The 18,836-nt window shown below is 54.9% G+C and carries 20 protein-coding genes; 3 read left to right on the forward strand and 17 right to left on the reverse strand.

Translation table 11 applies throughout. The features are described from left to right. Positions 1-261: 261 nt before the first annotated feature. Positions 262-909: a nitrate/nitrite response regulator protein NarP gene (gene narP, locus M2374_RS05625; RefSeq protein WP_115257955.1), complete on the forward strand. Its 648-nt coding sequence runs from the start codon at positions 262-264 to the stop codon at positions 907-909. Positions 910-1,010: 101 nt separating this feature from the next. On the opposite strand, the gene M2374_RS05630 is transcribed toward narP, so the two are convergent. The 15 genes from M2374_RS05630 to napF form a co-directional block, all read right to left on the reverse strand. After that, entirely contained in the window at positions 1,011-2,060 is a 1,050-nt protein-coding gene (locus tag M2374_RS05630; RefSeq protein WP_135911713.1) for a cytochrome c-type biogenesis protein CcmH, read from the reverse strand. Then, on the reverse strand, positions 2,057-2,614 hold the full coding sequence (gene dsbE / locus M2374_RS05635) for a thiol:disulfide interchange protein DsbE (protein WP_096756440.1): 558 nt from the start codon (positions 2,612-2,614) through the stop codon (positions 2,057-2,059). Before dsbE ends, M2374_RS05630 begins: the two co-directional genes overlap by 4 nt. Then, positions 2,611-4,566, reverse strand: coding sequence for a heme lyase CcmF/NrfE family subunit (locus M2374_RS05640; protein WP_181637831.1), 1,956 nt, complete (start codon positions 4,564-4,566; stop codon positions 2,611-2,613). The genes dsbE and M2374_RS05640 overlap by 4 nt, the downstream gene beginning before the upstream one ends. Then, positions 4,563-5,042, reverse strand: coding sequence for a cytochrome c maturation protein CcmE (ccmE, locus tag M2374_RS05645; RefSeq protein WP_096756438.1), 480 nt, complete (start codon positions 5,040-5,042; stop codon positions 4,563-4,565). Before ccmE ends, M2374_RS05640 begins: the two co-directional genes overlap by 4 nt. After that, positions 5,039-5,251: a heme exporter protein CcmD gene (gene ccmD, locus M2374_RS05650; protein WP_096756437.1), complete on the reverse strand. Its 213-nt coding sequence runs from the start codon at positions 5,249-5,251 to the stop codon at positions 5,039-5,041. The genes ccmE and ccmD overlap by 4 nt, the downstream gene beginning before the upstream one ends. Next, on the reverse strand, positions 5,248-5,985 hold the full coding sequence (locus tag M2374_RS05655; protein WP_096756436.1) for a heme ABC transporter permease: 738 nt from the start codon (positions 5,983-5,985) through the stop codon (positions 5,248-5,250). Before M2374_RS05655 ends, ccmD begins: the two co-directional genes overlap by 4 nt. A gap of 82 nt (positions 5,986-6,067) precedes the next feature. Continuing rightward, the gene (ccmB, locus tag M2374_RS05660; protein ID WP_003027542.1) at positions 6,068-6,727 is read right to left on the reverse strand and encodes a heme exporter protein CcmB; all 660 of its coding nucleotides are present in this window, start codon (positions 6,725-6,727) and stop codon (positions 6,068-6,070) included. Then, positions 6,724-7,350 (reverse strand): cytochrome c biogenesis heme-transporting ATPase CcmA, encoded by a 627-nt coding sequence (gene ccmA / locus M2374_RS05665; protein WP_096756435.1) that lies wholly within the window; start codon positions 7,348-7,350, stop codon positions 6,724-6,726. The genes ccmB and ccmA overlap by 4 nt, the downstream gene beginning before the upstream one ends. Positions 7,351-7,363: 13 nt before the next feature. Next, positions 7,364-7,966, reverse strand: a complete 603-nt coding sequence (gene napC, locus M2374_RS05670; RefSeq protein WP_096756434.1) for a cytochrome c-type protein NapC — start codon at positions 7,964-7,966, stop codon at positions 7,364-7,366. A gap of 9 nt (positions 7,967-7,975) precedes the next feature. Then, the gene (gene napB / locus M2374_RS05675; RefSeq protein WP_096756433.1) at positions 7,976-8,425 is read right to left on the reverse strand and encodes a nitrate reductase cytochrome c-type subunit; all 450 of its coding nucleotides are present in this window, start codon (positions 8,423-8,425) and stop codon (positions 7,976-7,978) included. Then, positions 8,422-9,285 (reverse strand): quinol dehydrogenase ferredoxin subunit NapH, encoded by an 864-nt coding sequence (gene napH, locus M2374_RS05680; protein WP_115257950.1) that lies wholly within the window; start codon positions 9,283-9,285, stop codon positions 8,422-8,424. The genes napB and napH overlap by 4 nt, the downstream gene beginning before the upstream one ends. After that, entirely contained in the window at positions 9,272-9,967 is a 696-nt protein-coding gene (napG, locus tag M2374_RS05685) for a ferredoxin-type protein NapG (RefSeq protein WP_117343443.1), read from the reverse strand. Before napG ends, napH begins: the two co-directional genes overlap by 14 nt. 6 nt (positions 9,968-9,973) lie before the next feature. Continuing rightward, entirely contained in the window at positions 9,974-12,460 is a 2,487-nt protein-coding gene (napA, locus tag M2374_RS05690; RefSeq protein WP_096756430.1) for a nitrate reductase catalytic subunit NapA, read from the reverse strand. Continuing rightward, positions 12,457-12,720: a chaperone NapD gene (napD, locus tag M2374_RS05695; protein WP_096756429.1), complete on the reverse strand. Its 264-nt coding sequence runs from the start codon at positions 12,718-12,720 to the stop codon at positions 12,457-12,459. The genes napA and napD overlap by 4 nt, the downstream gene beginning before the upstream one ends. Beyond that, the gene (napF, locus tag M2374_RS05700; protein ID WP_096756428.1) at positions 12,710-13,201 is read right to left on the reverse strand and encodes a ferredoxin-type protein NapF; all 492 of its coding nucleotides are present in this window, start codon (positions 13,199-13,201) and stop codon (positions 12,710-12,712) included. The genes napD and napF overlap by 11 nt, the downstream gene beginning before the upstream one ends. A gap of 415 nt (positions 13,202-13,616) precedes the next feature. Here napF and eco point away from each other — a divergent pair, with 415 nt between their 5' ends. Next, a complete protein-coding gene (gene eco, locus M2374_RS05705; RefSeq protein WP_096759370.1) occupies positions 13,617-14,114 on the forward strand; it encodes a serine protease inhibitor ecotin in 498 nt (165 codons plus the stop codon). Between the two features lie 100 nt (positions 14,115-14,214). Here the strand turns inward: eco and mqo are convergent, their stop codons facing one another. Beyond that, on the reverse strand, positions 14,215-15,876 hold the full coding sequence (mqo, locus tag M2374_RS05710) for a malate dehydrogenase (quinone) (RefSeq protein WP_259154026.1): 1,662 nt from the start codon (positions 15,874-15,876) through the stop codon (positions 14,215-14,217). A 278-nt stretch (positions 15,877-16,154) separates the two neighbouring features. Here mqo and M2374_RS05715 point away from each other — a divergent pair, with 278 nt between their 5' ends. Beyond that, positions 16,155-17,402, forward strand: a complete 1,248-nt coding sequence (locus M2374_RS05715; protein WP_259154027.1) for a SulP family inorganic anion transporter — start codon at positions 16,155-16,157, stop codon at positions 17,400-17,402. On the opposite strand, the gene mgtE is transcribed toward M2374_RS05715, so the two are convergent. Then, positions 17,365-18,801, reverse strand: coding sequence for a magnesium transporter (mgtE, locus tag M2374_RS05720; RefSeq protein ID WP_115257946.1), 1,437 nt, complete (start codon positions 18,799-18,801; stop codon positions 17,365-17,367). The genes M2374_RS05715 and mgtE overlap by 38 nt on opposite strands. Positions 18,802-18,836 lie beyond the last annotated feature (35 nt).

Genomic DNA, 18,836 nt, shown 5'->3' on the forward strand with positions numbered 1-18,836 from the left:
TTAAGATGACGCTCAGCAATTAAAAGGCAACCGCAGCGCCAGTCGTTGCGGTTTTTTTATTTCGTCTCGCAAACCGGCAGCACCTTGATTCAAGTCATAAAGAGTATTCTTTGTAAAAATTCCAATGAGAGCTTTTTGAGTCAGGATATACTATTTGCACCTGTAAAAAGTAGGGTCACGTTGCCTTATCATCTGCGTGATAAATCAGGATTATCCCATGCCCCGAAATATAACGAAATTAAGAGTGCTCAGGAGAAGAAGATGCCTGAATTAACACCTTTTAAGGTGATGATCGTTGATGACCACCCACTCATGCGGCGAGGAATCAGTCAATTACTGCAGCTGGATAGCGCATTTGACGTGGTTGCCGAAGCAGGCGACGGCGCGAGTGCTATCGATCTGGCAAACCGGCTTGACCTGGATGTGATCCTGCTGGATCTCAATATGAAAGGTATGAGCGGACTGGATACCCTGAATGCGCTGCGCCGGGATGGCATCACAGCACAAATTATCATTCTTACCGTATCGGATTCCGCCAGCGATGTTTATGCCTTAATTGATGCTGGCGCTGACGGTTATTTGCTGAAAGACAGCGATCCGGAAGTGTTGCTCGAAGCTATTCGCAGCGGTGCGAAAGGCGGTAAAGCCTTCAGCGAACGCGTCAGCAACTACCTGCGTGAACGTGAGCTATTTGGCGCAGAAGAAGATCCGTTCAGCATGCTGACCGAACGCGAACTGGATGTATTACACGAACTGGCACAGGGGCTGTCAAACAAACAGATCGCGTCAGTGCTAAATATCTCCGAACAAACAGTAAAGGTGCATATTCGCAATCTGCTGCGCAAACTTAACGTGCGTTCTCGCGTTGCGGCTACCATCCTGTTTTTACAAACACGCGGCATGCAATAACCAGATATTGCCCGATGGCGCTACGCTTATCGGGCCTACAAGTTGCGTGCATCAGTAGGCCGGATAAGACGCTTTGCGTCGCCATCCGGCATCTTCCACGCTTATTTCTCCTGCGGCGACAGCTGTTCCAGCGCTTGTTTAATGCTGCGCTCAATCACCGAGCGGCGGGTATCGTTGGCAGGTAATAATTTCAGCATCATCTCCCACGCGGCGACCGCTTCACCAAAGCGCTGCTGCTCAAACGCATTAAACGCATACATACTCAGCACACGGACGTTGGCATGATCGCTTCTGACTAGTTGACGCAGCAGTTCTCCTCCCCGGCGGTTATCGTCCGGATCGGAGGAACGGGTCAACGCTTCCGCATAACCCAGCGCGGCATCGCTATTTTTCGGATCCAGCCGGTAAGCGTTAGCATAGGCTTCGGTCGCCGTACTGGCATTGCCTAATACCATGCCAATACGCCCGAGCATGATCCAGCCTTCAACGTTTCCGGCGTCAGATTGCAGCCGCGTACGCAGCCCCAGCGCCAGGCGCGTCATATCCTCTTCATTCAGCGGCTCGGCTTTCGGATCCAACGCGCGTTCCAGCAACCCCGGAGCCTGGGCGGTGGCCTGCTGCCAAACTTTTACCTGCTTATAATTACCGGTGTAGTAATAGCTCACCGCACCCACCACAAGCGCCACCACCACGCCAGGTGCAAACAGCCACCATCCACCCCGCGTGCCATCCGGTGTGGTATCGTCAGGAAATTCTTCCTGCTTCAGGCGAACGCGACGACGAGAGCGGGCGAAGATAATCCAGCCTCCCAGACCAATCGCCACCAGCGGCATCACCCACAGCAGTACGGTCAGTGGTGTCAGCGGCGGATCGTAGGTCACGAAGTTGCCATAACGCGCCACCATATAATCGACGATCTCTTTCTGGCTTTTCCCTTCTTGCATCAGCTCATACACTTTCTGACGCAGGTCGGTGGCAATCATCGAGTTTGAATCAGCAATGCTGTTGTTCTGACATTTTGGACAACGCAGCTGCTCGGTAAGCTGGCGGAACTGCTGCTCCTGCGCTTCGTCCTTGAACTGCATCACATCGATAGTGGCCAACGCCGAACCTGAGACAATCAGCATCAGCACGCCCAGTAAAAACCTCATTGCGCGGCCTCCTTACTGTACTTATCCCACAACGGTTTGAGCTCGCTCTCCCACACCCTGGCGTTTAAATCACCGGCATGGCGGTAACGAATAATGCCTTTCCCGTCGATCAGGAACGTTTCCGGCGCGCCGTACACCCCCAGATCCAGACCCAGCATCCCGTCGCCGTCAAACAGGCTCAGCGCATACGGATTACCCAGCTCTTTCAGCCAGACGATAGCTTTCTGGCGATCGTCTTTGTAGTTCAGACCCACAACCCGAATGCCCTGCGCTGAAAGCTGGTTCAGATACTGATGTTCAGCGCGACAGGTCGGACACCAGGTCGCCCAGACGTTAAGCAGTACCGGCTTGCCCTGCGTAAGCACATCGGCCTGATAATGCTGACCCGGGTTCTCCAGCGACTCCAGACGGAATGTCGGTACCGGTTTACCGATCAGCGCCGACTCCAGATTTGTAGGATCGTCGCCCTGCGCGTTACGTGCCAGCTGCCACAGCAACGCTGCGGCAATCACGAGAAAAATAATAAACGGAATTAACAGTGCGTTGCGCTTCATACAGCCTCCGGCGCTTTTTCTTGCCCGGCAGTGCGGGGACGCGTGCGCTGGCGATAGCGCGGATCAAACAGGCAGAACAATCCGCCCAGCGCCATCAGTAACCCTCCGGCCCAAATCCAGCGAATAAACGGTTTGTAATACAGACGCACGGCCCATGCGCCGTTGTCCAGCTCCTCGCCCAGCGCCGCGTACAGGTCACGGGTAAATCCGCCGTCAATGGCCGCCTCGGTCATCATCGAGCTGGTGCTGTTATAAAAGCGTTTTTCCGCATGCAGCGTCGCTTCCGGTTTGCCGTCACGCGTGACGCCAATAATCGCGACACCGCCGCGATAGTTAGGACCGGTGATATCTTTCACTTCACGGAAGGTGAACTGGTAATCATGAATGCCGACACTATCGCCCGCCTTCATGCGCACATCGCGTTCAACGCTGTAGTTCTGGCTAAACGCAATACCGACGATAGTGACGGCAAGCCCTACGTGACCCGACACCATACCCCAGTAACTCGGCGTCAGCTTCGTGCCGCGTGAAATACGCAGAAATGCCTCAGACATGGCCAGCACAAATATCCAGCAGGCCATTGCCATGCCGACGACGGTCATCGCGGCAATGCGATCCTCAAACAACCACGGTAGCAGCACGGACATTACCAGCGTGGTGACAAAAGCGATAATCAGCAACGTTTTTAGTTTGCGCGGTCGGTCGCGTCCCCAGCGCACCAGCGGCCCAATCCCCAACAACAGCGCAAACGGTGCCATCAGCCAGGTGAACATGGTATTAAAGAACGGCTCACCAATCGAAATACTGCCCAGCCCCAGCTGTTTATGCACCAACGGCAACAGCGTGCCCAGCAGAACCACCAGCATGGCGGCAATCAGCAAAACGTTGTTCCCCAGCAGCAGCGATTCACGCGACCACAGTGCGTTATTGACCCGCGATCGAACCTTATGCCCACGTACCGCAAACAGCAGCAGAGAACCACCAATCACCAGCACCATAAAGGCCAGGATAAACATCCCGCGCGACGGATCGGAGGCGAAGGCATGTACCGACACCAGCACGCCCGAGCGCACGAGGAACGTCCCCAACAGGCACAGTGAGAACGCGCAGATCGACAGCAGTAACGTCCAGGCCTTAAAGCTGGCGCGTTGCTCCGTAACGGCCAGGGAGTGCATCAGCGCCGTCCCCACCAGCCACGGCATAAACGAGGCGTTCTCTACCGGATCCCAGAACCACCAGCCGCCCCAGCCCAACTCGTAGTAAGCCCAGGCCGAACCGAGCACAATACCCAGCGTCAGAAACACCCACGCCGCCAGCGTCCACGGGCGTGAAAAACGGGCAAAGGTGCTGTCCAGACGCCCGCTCATCAGCGCTGCAATGGCAAAAGCAAAGGCAACGGAGAAGCCGACATAACCCATATACAGCAGCGGCGGGTGGAAAATAAGCCCCGGATCCTGCAACAGCGGGTTCAGATCGCGCCCTTCTATCGGGAAGTCCGGCAGCGTGCGGGCAAACGGGTTGGAGGTAAACAGAATAAACAGCAGGAAGCCGACGCTAACCATCCCCATCACCGCCAGCACACGGGCGACGATATCCAGCGGCATACGCTGACTAAACAGCGCCACGGCAAAGGTCCAGCCACTCATCAGCAGCACCCACAGCAGCAGCGAGCCTTCATGCGCGCCCCACGTGGCCGCCACACGATACCAGACCGGAAGCTGGGTATTGGAGTTGCTGGCGACGTAGGTCACGGTAAAGTCATTGACTACAAAGGCGTTAATCAACACCAAAAACGCGCCCATCACACAGATAAACAACAGCCAGGCAAAGGGCCGCGCAGAGGCCATCATCCGTACATCGCCGCGCGCAACGCCCCACAGCGGATAAACCGAGAGCAGCAATGCGACGCCAAGCGCCAGGCACAGCAGCCCGTTGCCAATTTCAGGCATCATGACGTTTTATCCTTATACACACTTTCCGGGCGACGATGGTTTTCCTGCATCGCTTTTTCGACTTCCGGCGGGGTGTAATTCTCATCATGTTTGGCGAGAACTTCTTTTGCCTGAACATGATTCCCCTCGCCCAGCTCACCCTGAACAACGACGCCCTGCCCTTCACGGAACAGATCCGGCAGGATGCCTTCATACGTCACATCCACCACGCCTTCGGCGTCATAGATGCTGAAATTCACCTTCAGCGATTGCGGGTCACGCTTTACACTGCCCGGCATGACCATGCCACCCACGCGCAGGCGTTGGCCGACTTCTGGCATCTGCTGGGTTTCACGCTTGCCGTAGAGGATTTCGCCCGGCGTATAGAACAAGTCGATATTGGAACGCAGCGCGTAAAGCACCAGCGTGATGGTCAATGCCAGGCCCGCCAGTACCGCACAGGCTATCCATAGCCGATTTTTACGTCGAATATTCACGCCGCCTCCCGCTGTACTTGCGCCGCACGCATGCGCGCTTCTCTTGCCCGCTGCTGCGCCACGCCGCGTAAAATCGCGCGGTGCTGTAGCGCGGAATGCAGTACCAGCACCGTCAGCGGGATAACGCTCATCGCCACGGCCAGCCAGACATACAAGGCGTAACCGCCCATGGCGAAAAAATCACTCCAGGATGCAAATGCAGGGGTCATTGGCGGCCTCTTTTTAAGATCAGTTCACTCACCCACGGGCGGCGTTTTTCCATCAACAAAATCAGGTTACGCATGCGCATCAGCGTCAGCGTGACAAACAGTAACAGGTAACCGACGATCGCCAGACGCAGCGGCGCGCGCATCGCCGGGTCGATACTTTGCTGCATACGGGTTGACCCCTGGTGCAGCGTATTCCACCATTCTACCGAGTAGTGAATGATCGGTAAGTTCACCACGCCAATCAGCACCAGAATCCCCGCGGCACGCCCTGCTACACGGCGGTCATCAAATGCGTGCCACAGCGCAATCGCGCCAACGTAGAGAAACAGCAGCACCAGTTCAGAGGTGAGTCTGGCATCCCACACCCACCAGGTTCCCCACATCGGTTTACCCCATGCAGAACCGGTCACCAGGGCAATAAAGGTAAACACCGCACCAATGGGCGCCATCGCCGCCAGCGCCAGGTTGGCCATTTTCATCTGCCAGACCAGGCCGATAAACGCGGCAACCGCCATTGAGGCGTAAATGCCCATCGACCAGATTGCCGCCGGGACGTGCAGGTAGATGATGCGATAACTTTGTCCCTGCTGATAATCCGCGGGTGCAAAGCCAAATCCCCAGATCCAGCCCGTTACCAGTACCACTGCACTGGCAATGGCCAGCCACGGGATAAACCAGCCACAGATCTGATAGAGCCGTGGGGGCATCGCCAGTTGATGAAGTATTTTCCACATAGTTCAGTCACCAGACTCAAGCAAAACAAATGAAATTACCTTGGTGCCAGATGGTCGCGCTTGCGCCTTATCCGGCCTACAGTTACTGCACGCTAATACGTAGCGCCGCCGCTGTCGCAAACGGACTTAACGTTGCGCTGCCAACCAACAGTGCGCCCAGAATCGCCATGTAGCCTTCAACGGGTAAGTGCATTGAGGCAGCATCCATCGCGGCAGTAGCAAAAATCAGTAATGGAATCGTGAGCGGTAGCACCAGTACACTTAACAATACGCCGCCACGCTTTAATCCCACCGTTAACCCCACGCCCGGTGCCCCGAGAAAACCCAGTGTTGGCGTGCCGAGCAGCAGGGTTAGCGCCATAATTTTCCACCCGTACATATCCATGCCCAGCAGCAACGCCACCAACGGCGAGAGGATCAGCAGCGGCAGGCCAGTCACTACCCAATGCGCCATCACCTTCGCCAGCACCACAGCCGGTAACGGTAACGGCAACAGCATCAGCTGCTCAAGGCTACCGTCCTGCAGGTCATCACGGAATAAGCGTTCCAGCGCCAGCAACGACGCCAGTAATGCCGCCACCCAGATAATCCCCGGCGCAATGCGCGCCAGCAGCTGTGGCTCTGGGCCAATGCTCAGCGGGAATAACGTAATCACAATCAGGAAGAACCATAACGGATTGGCGATCTCCGCACTATGACGAAACGCAACCCGCAGTTCTAAACGGAAAATTCGCCACATCATTGTGCTGTCCTCTCGCGGGTCAGCGCGATGCGCCGCACTTTATTGGTTTCTACATTGAGAGGTTGGTGAGTCGTCAGAATAACAACTCCGCCCTGCTCCGTATGCTGAGCCATACGTTGGGTGAGACGCTCAACGCCATTAACATCAATCGCGGTGAACGGTTCATCGAGGATCCACAGTCGGGCGCGGGTTAGCCACAGGCGAGCCAGCGCAACACGACGCTGCTGCCCGGCGGAGAGCTGATTGACCGGAATATCTTCATATCCGGCAAGACCTGCCTGTGCCAGCGCCTCCAGACACTGGGCGATATCGCCATCATGATGGAAAAACCGCAGATTCTCCAACGCCGAAAGCCGGGTTTTTATCCCCGGCTGATGTCCGATCCACAGCAGTTCCTGATGGAAATTGTCCCGCACCTGATGCAGCGGTTGACCTTGCCAGAGAACGTCTCCGGCATCAGGACGAGCCAGCCCGGTAAGCAACCGCAACAGGGTCGTTTTCCCCGCACCGTTACTTCCGGTAATTTGCACCCATTCCCCTGCGTTAACGCGAAATGACAGCTCGCTAAACAGTATTCTGTCATCTCGCTCACAGAGCAGTTCTCTGGCTTCAAGCATCCTGATTATTTACATCCTGTTAAAAGCCCGGTTTGACTTCGCGCATATCAGGCAGCTTGTGTGCAATCCCTTTATGACAGTCAATACACGTTTGCCCTTCTTTTACGGCCTGGTCATGCATTTTAGCCGCCACGCCTTTCTGGGCAGTTAAATCCATAAACTCGAAGTTGTGGCAGTTACGACACTCTTGCGAATTATTGTCTTTCATACGCCGCCATTCATTTTGCGCCATCGTCAGACGATGGTCTTCAAATTTTTGCGGTGTATCTATCAACCCCAGTGCTTTCGCGTACAGTTCTTTGCTGGCCTTGATTTTACGGATCATTTTCGGGCCCCACTCGTGCGGGACGTGGCAATCAGGACACGTAGCTCGTACACCACTGCGGTTGTTGTAGTGTACGGTTTCCATGTATTCCTGGTATACCGTGTTGCGCATTTCGTGACAGCTAATGCAGAACTCTTCCGTATTGGCCTTTTCCATACCGGTATTAAAGCCGCCCCAGAAAATAATGCCGCCCACAAAGCCGATTAACAACAGCGTGCCGAGCGCCAGACGGCTGGGGCGACGCCACCATTGCCAGACGCGCTTAATCCAGCCTGGTTTACGGTTAGAATTTTCCATAATGACCTCTTATTTCCCGTAACCTTTCGAGGGGGTGAAGGTATTTTCGACAATCGGTGCAGCATCCGCCTGCGGGACATGGCACTGCAGACAGAAATAGCGACGCGGCGCGACTTCCGCCAGTACTTTGCCATCGCTATCCATAAAGTGCGTCGGGCTAATGCGCGGCGCGCCGGTGGTGCGATAGCTTTCGACGCCGTGGCATTGCAGACAGCGGTTGGTGTTGGTCGTTACCTGGTAACCGTCAACGCTGTGCGGGACCATCGGCGGCTGGTTAACATAGTTCAGCGGCATACGCTCCTGCTCTTTCGGCATGCGAATCGCCCCTTCCTGGGTCCCCGAGACTTCCGGTGACTGGCTCAGATCCACTCCGTTTGCAGCCCAAACGGCCCCACTCACTACCAGGGCCAGCGCGGCCGCCATTTGACTCAGCGCTTTAATCAGGTCATGGCTTTTCATGATTTCGCTCCCGAACTCCATCGTGTTGTTATTGTAAAAACATCCTCAGAACAGACATCCACACAGCGACCGCAACCCATGCAATCGCGACTGGTTACCTGCACCGGACTTTGCTCATCCAGCACCGGGGCACGTAGCACATGCGGTTCCGGGCAAACATGAAAACAATCCATACAGCGGTTACATCTCTCGCGTTCTTTTGCTGACACGGTTAACACCCCTTTGCTTCCCAGCACGCTATACAGCGCGCCTAATGGGCAAAGGTGCCCGCACCAGCCATGCTCAACAACCAGTAAATCAAATAAAAACAGTGCAATAATCAGCAGGATACCGCTACCGAATCCCATTACCAGGCTACGTCCCAGCAAAGAGACCGGGTTTATCCATTCCCACAGCAGCGTACCGGTCAGCGCGGATCCCACCAGGATAACGACCAGCAGGACGTACCGTATATGGCGCGGAATAGTCGCAGACTGATTCAGGTCAAACCTTCTGCGTAACACACTTGCCAAATCAGTGACCGGGTTCATTGGGCAGACCCAGCTGCAAAACAACCGCTTACCGGCCAGGGCATACAGCCCCGTAATAAGTGCAGCACCGATTAACGCTACGGTCGCAGGCAGATGTCCACTGGCGAGGCTTTGCAGCGTAATCAGCGGATCGGTGAATGGGATGGTATCCAGCAACAGGCTGCTGCTGTAATTGCCATGCAGGATCCACACCCCTAACCACGGGCCGCTGAGAAACATTGCCAGCACCAAAAACTGCGTCAGACGACGCAGCACCAGCCAACGGTGGCTGCGCCACCAGCCTTTTTTCTCCCGCGCTTCACGCCCGGCATCACGTTTACGATTTGCCATTGTTCCCCTCCAGCCAACCGAAGCGGTAATGGTGTCCCAACTCCCCTTTCGCCAGCGACAGCGGCAGCACTTTTATTGCCGGCTGTTCCAGCACGCAGACCTTTTCACATTTACCGCATCCGGTGCAGGCATCGCTGTGTACGGTCGGAATAAACCGCGCGTGCTTACCGGTGCGCATATTGCGATCCAGTTCCAGGGTGATGGCCTCGTCTATCTTTGGACATTCGCGATAACAGACATCGCAGCGCAGCCCTTGATAGTTGAGGCAGTTCTCGTGATCCAGCAGTACCGCCAGTCCCATGCGTGAATCGTCAATGGATTCGATCTCCTTGTCCAACGCGCCGCTTGGGCAGACTTTGGCGCACGGGATGTCTTCACACATTTCGCAGGGAATGTCGCGCGCGATAAAATACGGCGTCCCCGCTGCCAGCCCGGAGGCCAGCGTTGCCAGTTTCAGCGTGTCGTACGGGCAAGCCTGAACGCACTGTCCACAGCGCACGCAGGCGCTGGCAAAGGCGTCTTCAGCCAATGCCCCTGGCGGGCGCAACCGCACGCCGGTTGCACGTGCAGTTTGCTGTTGCAACCCCAGCACCACGCCAACGGCGGCCAGCCCGCCCGCTGCGCGAACCATATCGCGCAGAAAGCGGCGGCGGCCATTTTGGGGTTTTGCTGACCGGGACATAACGCGTTACACCTTCGCCAGCTTCACGGCGCACTTCTTGAAATCCGTCTCTTTAGAGAGCGGATCCGTCGCATCCAGCGTCAGGTTGTTCACCAGCTGTGCGGCGTCGAAGAACGGCATGTACACCAGCCCCTGCGGTGGACGGTTACGACCGCGGGTTTCAACAATCGAAATCACTTCGCCACGACGGGAAACCACTTTCACCTTGTCGCCACGACGCAGATCGCGGGCTTTCGCATCCAGCGGATGAATAAACAGGACGGCTTCCGGGAAGGCGCGGTGCAGTTCAGGTACGCGGCGCGTCATGCTACCGGTGTGCCAGTGCTCCAGCACGCGACCGGTGGAGAGCCACAGGTCATACTCTTTATCCGGTGCTTCTGCGGCGGGTTCAAACGGCAGCGCGAAGATGACCGCTTTGCCATCCGGCTTGCCGTAGAACTTGTAGCTTTCGCCCACCTTCACGTAAGGGTCGTTACCTTCGCTGTAGCGCCACTGGGTCTCTTTACCGTCGACCACCGGCCAGCGTAAACCGCGCGCTTTGTGGTAATCGTCAAATGGCGCCAGATCGTGACCATGACCGCGACCAAACCAGGCGTACTCTTCGAACAGCCCTTTTTGCAGATAGAAGCCCAGTTCGCGGGATTCATCGTTCAGCTGATCGTCAGCCAGTTCCGTCAGCGGGAATTTCGTCACCGCAGGCGTGGCGAACAGGACGTCGTACAGCGTTTTACCGCGCAGCTCCGGTTTCTGTGCCAGCAGTTCCTCCGGCCAGACCTCTTCGGTTTTGAAACGACGGGCAAACTGCACCATTTGCCACAGGTCAGACTTCGCTTCACCCGGCGCTTTAATTTGCTGACGCCAGAACTGAGTACGACGCTCGGCGTTACCGTAGGCCCCTTCTTTTTCTACCCACATTGCGGTCGGCAGGATCAGGTCGGCAGCCAGAGCGCTGACAGTCGGATACGGATCGGACACGATGATAAAGTTGCGCGGATCGCGCCAACCCGGCATACGCTCTTCGTTGATGTTCGGCCCGGCCTGCATGTTGTTGTTACACATCACCCAGTAGACATTCAGCTTGCCGTCTTTCAGCGCACGGTCCTGCGCCACGGCGTGCAGACCGACTTTCGCCGGGATGGTGCCGGTCGGAAGATTCCAGTGTTTTTCACAGATATCGCGGTGCTTCTCGTTAGTCACCACCATGTCCGCAGGCAGACGGTGAGAGAACGTCCCAACTTCACGGGCGGTACCACAGGCGGAAGGCTGGCCGGTCAGCGAGAACGGTCCGCAGCCAGGCTGAGAGATTTTGCCGGTTAGCAGGTGCAGGTTATAGACCAGGTTATTGGCCCATACGCCGCGAGTATGCTGGTTAAAGCCCATCGTCCAGTAGGAGATAACTTTCTTCTTCGGATCGGCATACAGTTGCGCCAGCTGTTCCAGCTGATCTTTCGGCACGCCGGTCATTTCTGCGGTTTTATCCAGCGTATAGTCCGCAACAAACGCCTTGTACTCTTCGAAGCTGATCGGCTCAGACGCATCGGAACCAGGGTTTTTCGCGGCTTTTTCCAGCGGATGCGTTGGGCGTAAGCCGTAGCCAATATCCGTCGCACCTTTGCGCAGGTTAACGTGTTTGCTGAAGAAATCCTGGTTTATCGCATTGTTTTGAATGATATAGTTGGCGATATAGTTGAGGATCACCAGGTCGCTTTGCGGCGTGAAGACCATGCCGTTATCTGCCAGCTCAAAGCTACGATGCTGATAGGTAGAGAGAACCGCAACGTTGACGTTGGGATCGGACAGACGACGGTTAGTGATGCGCGACCACAGAATTGGGTGCATTTCCGCCATGTTCGCACCCCACAGCACGAACGCATCCGCATGTTCGATATCGTCATAGCAGCCCATCGGCTCATCCATACCAAAGGTACGCATAAAGCCAACCACCGCCGACGCCATGCAGTGACGCGCGTTCGGGTCGATATTGTTGGTACGGAAACCGGCTTTGAACAGCTTCGCGGCGGCGTAGCCTTCCCAGATGGTCCACTGACCGGAACCAAACATGCCGATGGCATCAGGTCCTTTCTCTTTCAGCGACGTTTTGAATTTTTCTTCCATCACATCAAAGGCCTGATCCCAGCTAATCGGGGTGAACTCGCCTTCTTTGTGATATTTACCGTCCTTCATGCGCAGCATTGGCTGCGTTAAACGGTCTTTTCCGTACATGATTTTGGGTAGGAAATACCCTTTAATACAGTTAAGTCCACGGTTAACCGGCGCTTCCGGGTCACCCTGGCATGCCACAACACGGCCTTGCTGGGTGCCAACCAATACGCCACAGCCAGTACCGCAAAAACGGCACGGGGCTTTGTCCCATTTGATCGCTTCTTGCTGACCGACTACCGCGCGGGCAACGCCCGGCACGCTTAACCCGGCAGCCGCCGCAGCGGCCGCAACGGCGTTAGCTTTCATAAAGCTACGACGACTGAGTTTCATGGTGTTTCCTCACCTTGCTCATCCTGCTGGTGATAAACCAGCGACACCGCCAGTACGCCCGCAACGTTGCGCACTGACTCAATTGTTTTCATTAGTGTTTCACTGTGTTCTGCTTCTACCACCACAATCAGTTGGCCGCTTTCCACATCGCTGAGTGCAACTTCACAACCTGGAAATGTACGTAACTGCGTAGCGATATCGTTGATGTGCTGACTTTTGGCCTGAACGACCAGGCTGCAAACCTGCCAGTTAGTGTCCATGGTGGTACTCCGCATTAATGGCTGATACCGGACAGGTCGCGACACACGCACCACATCCGCTACAGGCTTGATTGTCGAGCTGTGGCTGATATATACCGGACAGCGTGGGGCGAAAGGTAATGGCCATGGGTTCACAGCTATCCTGACAGCGATGGCACTCTACAGATTGATTGGCGAGACAGTTTTCACCGATCGTAACATTCAGATCCCAGGCCCTGGTGTGGCGCGGAAGAAAGAGTGATTCGGGACAGGCCTCTGCGCAGGCGTAACAAAAGCTGCACTCGCCGTGTTTGAAATTTACGCTCGGAAAACCGCCCTGGCCTCGCTGCAGGATGCCGGTTTCACACGCCTGGACGCAGGCGTCACAACGCAGGCAATGCGCCAGAAAGTGAGATTCTTCCATGCTCCACGGCGGACGGATCCCCGTACTGGCGTTACGCCAGCTACCTGTCAACATGCCTCGACGGGATAAATCAACCATGACATTGTCCTTCCATAAATGACGCTCTCCCTGAGCGGGTTGAACGACAATAAGTAACCGCACTATTTATGAGTAGTTATTTTTAACAGTAAGATATTTCAGGATGTGTTAGAGGTGCATACCCCAATCGGGGTAAATGCTGTTGCCGGATCAAAAGAGTGTAGGGTTGGTATAAAAAAACGCGCTTTTACTCACATTTCAATGAGTTATATAAACAATTATATAGCGAATACATATACAAGAGAATAATCTTAAAAATAGGATAACTCTTAGCATATATCTCTAGTTAATAATTAAACATTCAATTAATACACCTTAAATATAAGTAAATTTAGATTAATAGCGCATGTGAATATGCTAACCTGCGAAAAACACGTTCAGAAGACAGAAGAAAGGAAACACTGTGAACAATAAGATGAAGACCATCGTCCCTGCCATCCTGCTAGCCACGTTTGCCAGCACCTCTGCATGGGCAGCAACCAGTGATACTCCCGCTCAGCCGCTGGAAAAAGTCGCCCCGTATCCGAAAGCAGACAAAGGGATGAAACGCCAGGTTATCCAGCTTACTCCTGAGAAAGATGAATCTACTCTAAAGGTAGAACTGCTGATCGGCCAAACGCTGGACGTTGACTGCAACCAGCATCGCCTGGGCGGAGAACTGGACAGCAAAACGCTGGAAGGTTGGGGTTATGACTACTACGTATTCGACAAAGTTACCTCTCCGGTGTCAACCATGATGGCCTGCCCGGACGGCAAGAAAGAGAAGAAGTTTATTACCGCTCATTTAGGTGACGACGGTATGTTGCGTTACAACAGCAAATTACCGATTGTGGTCTACACCCCGGAAAACGTAGAAGTAAAATACCGTATCTGGAAAGCAGAAGAGAAGATTCAGGACGCAGTCGCGCGATAAATGAGAATGTGCCGGATGGCGGCGTACCGCCTTATCCGGCCTACGTATAGCGTGTTGTAGGCCGGATAAGCGCAGCGCCATCCGGCATGCAACCATGCGATTACAGTGCAATATCCGCAACCGCTTTCTGCTCTGGCTGCGGTTGAGCCTGAGGTTTTAACTGCGGTTGAGGCGTTTCATCAGCCACCTGCGGTTTATCGTATTTCAGACCCAGAACGCCACTGGTGTACTGCAGCTCTTGTTCCGTGGCCTCGACGTTACCGTTCAGCTTGGTGCCGTAAGACGGAATAATCGTTTTCAGCTTCGCCTGCCATTGCTGGCTGGCGACTTTATCTTTAAACACTTTTTCCATCAGATGCAGCATGATCGGTGCCGCCGTTGACGCGCCCGGTGATGCACCCAACAGCGCGGCAATCGTGCCGTCTTTGTCGCTCACCACTTCGGTCCCCAGACGCAGAACGCCGCCCTTGTCTTCATCACTTTTGATGATCTGCACGCGCTGGCCCGCCTGCCACAAACGCCAGTCTTCTTTCTTCGCCTGCGGGTAGTATTCCTGCAGCGCAGCAAAACGGTCGTCGTCGCTGAGCATGACCTGGCTGACCAGATATTTCACCAGATCGAAATTATCCAGACCCACATTCATCATCGGCATAACGTTTGAAGTGGTGGTAGAACTCAGCAGATCCCACAATGAACCGTTTTTCAGGAACTTGGTGGAGAAGGTCGCAAACGGCCCAAACAGCACCACGCGTTTGCCATCCAGAATACGGGTGTCAATGTGCGGTACGGACATCGGCGGTGCACCGACAGAAGCCTGACCATATACTTTCGCCAGGTGGCGATTCACCACATCCGGGTTTTCCGCCACCAGGAACTGTCCGCCAACCGGGAATCCGCCGTAGCCTTTCGCTTCCGGGATGTCGGTTTCCTGCAACAGTTTCAGCGCAGCGCCACCGGCGCCAATAAAGACAAACTTCGCCTTGATGTCGCGTTCCGCTGCGTTGTTTTTCAGATCGGCAACCGTGACGGTCCAGCTGTTATCAGCGTTACGCTTAAAACCCCGTACTTCAGTACTGAGTTGCAGCGCAAAGTTAGGCTTTTTCTGTAACGAAGCGATCAGCTGGCGCGTAATTTCGCCGTAGTTGACGTCAGTCCCAATCTCGGTACGCGTTGCTGCCACTTTCTGGTTTGGATCGCGTCCTTCCATCACCAGCGGTGCCCACTCTTTGATCTGGGCGTGATCTTCGGAGTAGCGCATGCCACGGAACAGCGAACTTTGCTGCAGGGCTTTATAACGCGCGCGCAGGAAGTTAACGTTCTCATCCCCCCAGACAAAGCTCATGTGGGGAACGGTAGTGATAAATGAGCGTGGGTCATGCATCACGTCGTTATTGACCTGATAGGCCCAAAACTGGCGGGAAATCTGGAAGGCTTCGTTAATTTCAACGGCCTTTTCAATGCTGACAGTACCGTCGGCTTTTTTCGGCGTGTAGTTCAGTTCCATCAGCGCGGAGTGGCCCGTGCCAGCATTGTTCCAGCCGTTTGAACTCTCCTCGGCCACCCCATCCATTCGCTCGACCATGGTCATAGACCATTGTGGTTCCAGTTCCTGTAAATAGGTTCCCAATGTGGCGCTCATGATACCGCCGCCAATCAACAGTACATCCGTTTCCTGCTCTTCCACTGCTTTCGCTTTTGCCGCCATCGAGACAACATTCAGCCCCAGGGCCATGGTGAAGAGCATGGCTGTCACTTTTTTCATAATGTTAATGCCTTACTTTTAGTATCGCTTTTTGCTTTTCATGCAGGTGAAAATCGAACGGCCCAACGGTAACACTTAAGTAAAAAATAATAAAATAATGTTTATAATTTATGTTTAAATTTTAAAAATGTTATTAATAGGTTGATTCTTTATACGGTTATTGACAATCATTTCTGGAAACCTACCCGTCAGGCGGGTACTATGCAGCGCTTTGCTATTCACCGCACGGATGCCTGCCGGTCTGCTGTTATCAGGCCATTTCTGACCTGAGAGTAACTATGTCTGCGACTGATTCATCCCCTGCCGCCGTGGCGGAACATTCCGTCGGCGTTGTGCTGCGTCAACCCCGCCTGCTGATGCGCGAAACACTGGCCGGCGTGGTCACGGCGCTGGCGCTGATCCCGGAAGTGATCTCTTTTTCTGTTATCGCCGGCGTAGACCCCAAAGTCAGCCTGATAGCCTCGGTTGTCCTGTGTCTGGCGATGTCCTTTTTAGGCGGACGTCCGGCCATGGTTACCGCCGCAGCCGGATCGGTGGCGCTGGTGATTGGCCCAATGGTGCATCAGCACGGCGTACAGTACATCCTGCCCGCGGTGCTGCTGGCCGGGGTTATCCAAATCCTGTTTGGTGTATTGGGGATGGCACGACTGATGCGTTTTATCCCTGGGGCCGTGATGACCGGCTTTGTTAACGCGCTAGGCATCTTGATCTTCTTTGCTCAGGTTCCGCACTTCTGGAGTAAAAGCCCGTTGATTTGGGGGCTGTTTGTTCTGACGCTGCTTATCGTGCTGTGGGTACCGCGGTTTATTAAAAGCATTCCCGCGCCGCTGATTGCCATCGTGCTGCTGACGGTCTTCACCGTGACCAGCGGGCAGTTGTTGCCTACCGTCGGTGACGAAGGCTCATTGAGCGGTGGATTACCCGGATTCACGCAGCTGTTGGTGCCTCTCAACCTGCACACGTTGGCGATTATCTGGCCCTGCGCGCTGAGTATTGCCTTTGTCGGCTTGATGGAGTCGCTGCTTACCGCCCGACTGGTTGACGATCTGACGGTCACGCCCTCGAATAAAAATCGTGAAAGTACGGGGCTGGGGATAGCCAATATTCTGGCCGGGTTATATGGCGGTATCGCCGGATGCGCGATGATTGGTCAAACGATTGTTAACGTTGAGATGGGTAAAGGACGCAGCCGCGTCTCCACGTTCGCCGCTGGGCTGGTCTTGCTGCTGTTGGTCACTGCGTTAAGCGACATGATGGCAAAAATCCCCATGTCAGTGCTGGCAGGTATTATGGTCATAGTGGCGGTGAAAACGTTCAGCTGGCACAGCATTCAGCCAGCGACACTGGTGAAAATGCCGGTCAGCGAAACGCTGGTGATGCTGATTACCGTTGCTGCAACGGTGTCGACCGGCAACCTGGCTATTGGCGTGGTTGGCGGGGTATTGACGATGCTGGTCCTGCCACGCATCGTCAGAGGCAAACGCCCGACTACACCAAAAACAGCGTCGCCAGACCGAGAAAAATAAAGAACCCGCCGGTGTCGGTAATAGCGGTGATCATCACGCTTGAGCCGATCGCCGGGTCGCGCCCCAGCTTGACCATGGTCATTGGAATAATCACCCCCATCAGCGCTGCCATTAACAGATTAAGCATCATTGCCAGGGTCATCACGCCGCCGAGCGCCATGTCATCGTACAACCACCAGGTGATGCCGCCCATAATCCCGCCCCAGACCAGCCCGTTAATCACCGCCACGCCCATTTCTCGCAGGATCAGGAACGTCAGGTTTCCTGGCTGAATGTTTTGCAGCGCCAGCGCGCGGACAATCATGGTGATGGTCTGATTACCGGTATTGCCGCCGATCCCCGCCACGATGGGCATGAGCGAGGCCAGCGCCACCAGCTGTGAAATCGTGTGTTCAAAACCGTCGATGACGCGCGATGCGATAAATGCGGTACAGAGATTAACAGCCAGCCAGGCCCAACGGGTTTTTACCGCTTTGGTAACCGGGGCAAAGACATCTTCTCCGGCGCTTAAGCCCCCCATCCGGCGCAGATCGGTGTCCGTTTCTTCATACACCACATCGACGATCTCATCGATGGTTAAACGCCCCATCAGCTTGCCGGTTGGGTCCACCACCGCCGCACTGACCAGGTTATCACGTTCAAAGGTACGCGCGGCGTGCTCGGCGATATCTTCCGGAGCAAAGGTGAGCGGATCGTCTTCCATCACCTCACTGACTTTGCGTTGCACGTCATTGAGCAGAATACGGGTTAACGTCAGCTCGCCCACCAGCACTTTATTGCGGTCGGTGACGAAGAGTTTATCGGTGTTCTCCGGCATTTTACCCAGCCGTCGCAGGTAGCGTTGTACCACCTTCAGCGTCACGTCCGGGCGCACGGTAATGACCTCGAACTCCATGATCGCACCGACGCGATTCTTCTCGTAGTGCATCACCTGGCGCACGCGCGCCCGCTCTTCCGCCGGTAACGTCGCCAGCAGTCGACCGGTCAGGTTACGCGGTAAATGCTGCACCACGTAAATCTGCTCGTCGATGTCGAGGTATTGCAGCGCGTCGAGCAATTCCCGGTCCGACATTTCATCGATCAGATCGTCCCAGACGTTTTCAGACGCCTCCAGCAACACATAACCACGCTTGTCGCTTTGGATCAGCCGCCACAGCGCGTGACGCTCTTCGGAGGGTAATGCTTCGAGGGTATCGGCCAGATCGGGTGGCGGCAAATGCTCCACCAGCGCCCCTACCTCAGCAATATCGTCGGCAAGCGTACCGACGTCATATTGCTCAGCCAGGGTAAGCTTGCCCAACAGCGTTGAAATAATGGCTTTATCAGTGGTTAGCAGCCAGATCAGGCGGGCACGTTCTTCATCACGTAGCCTGGCGCTATTTTTGTTTATTACGGACATCAATCATAAATCCATGATATGAAATATCATTAATC

It is taken from the genome of Citrobacter sp. JUb117, from assembly GCF_024809055.1.
GTDB lineage: Bacteria > Pseudomonadota > Gammaproteobacteria > Enterobacterales > Enterobacteriaceae > Citrobacter > Citrobacter gillenii.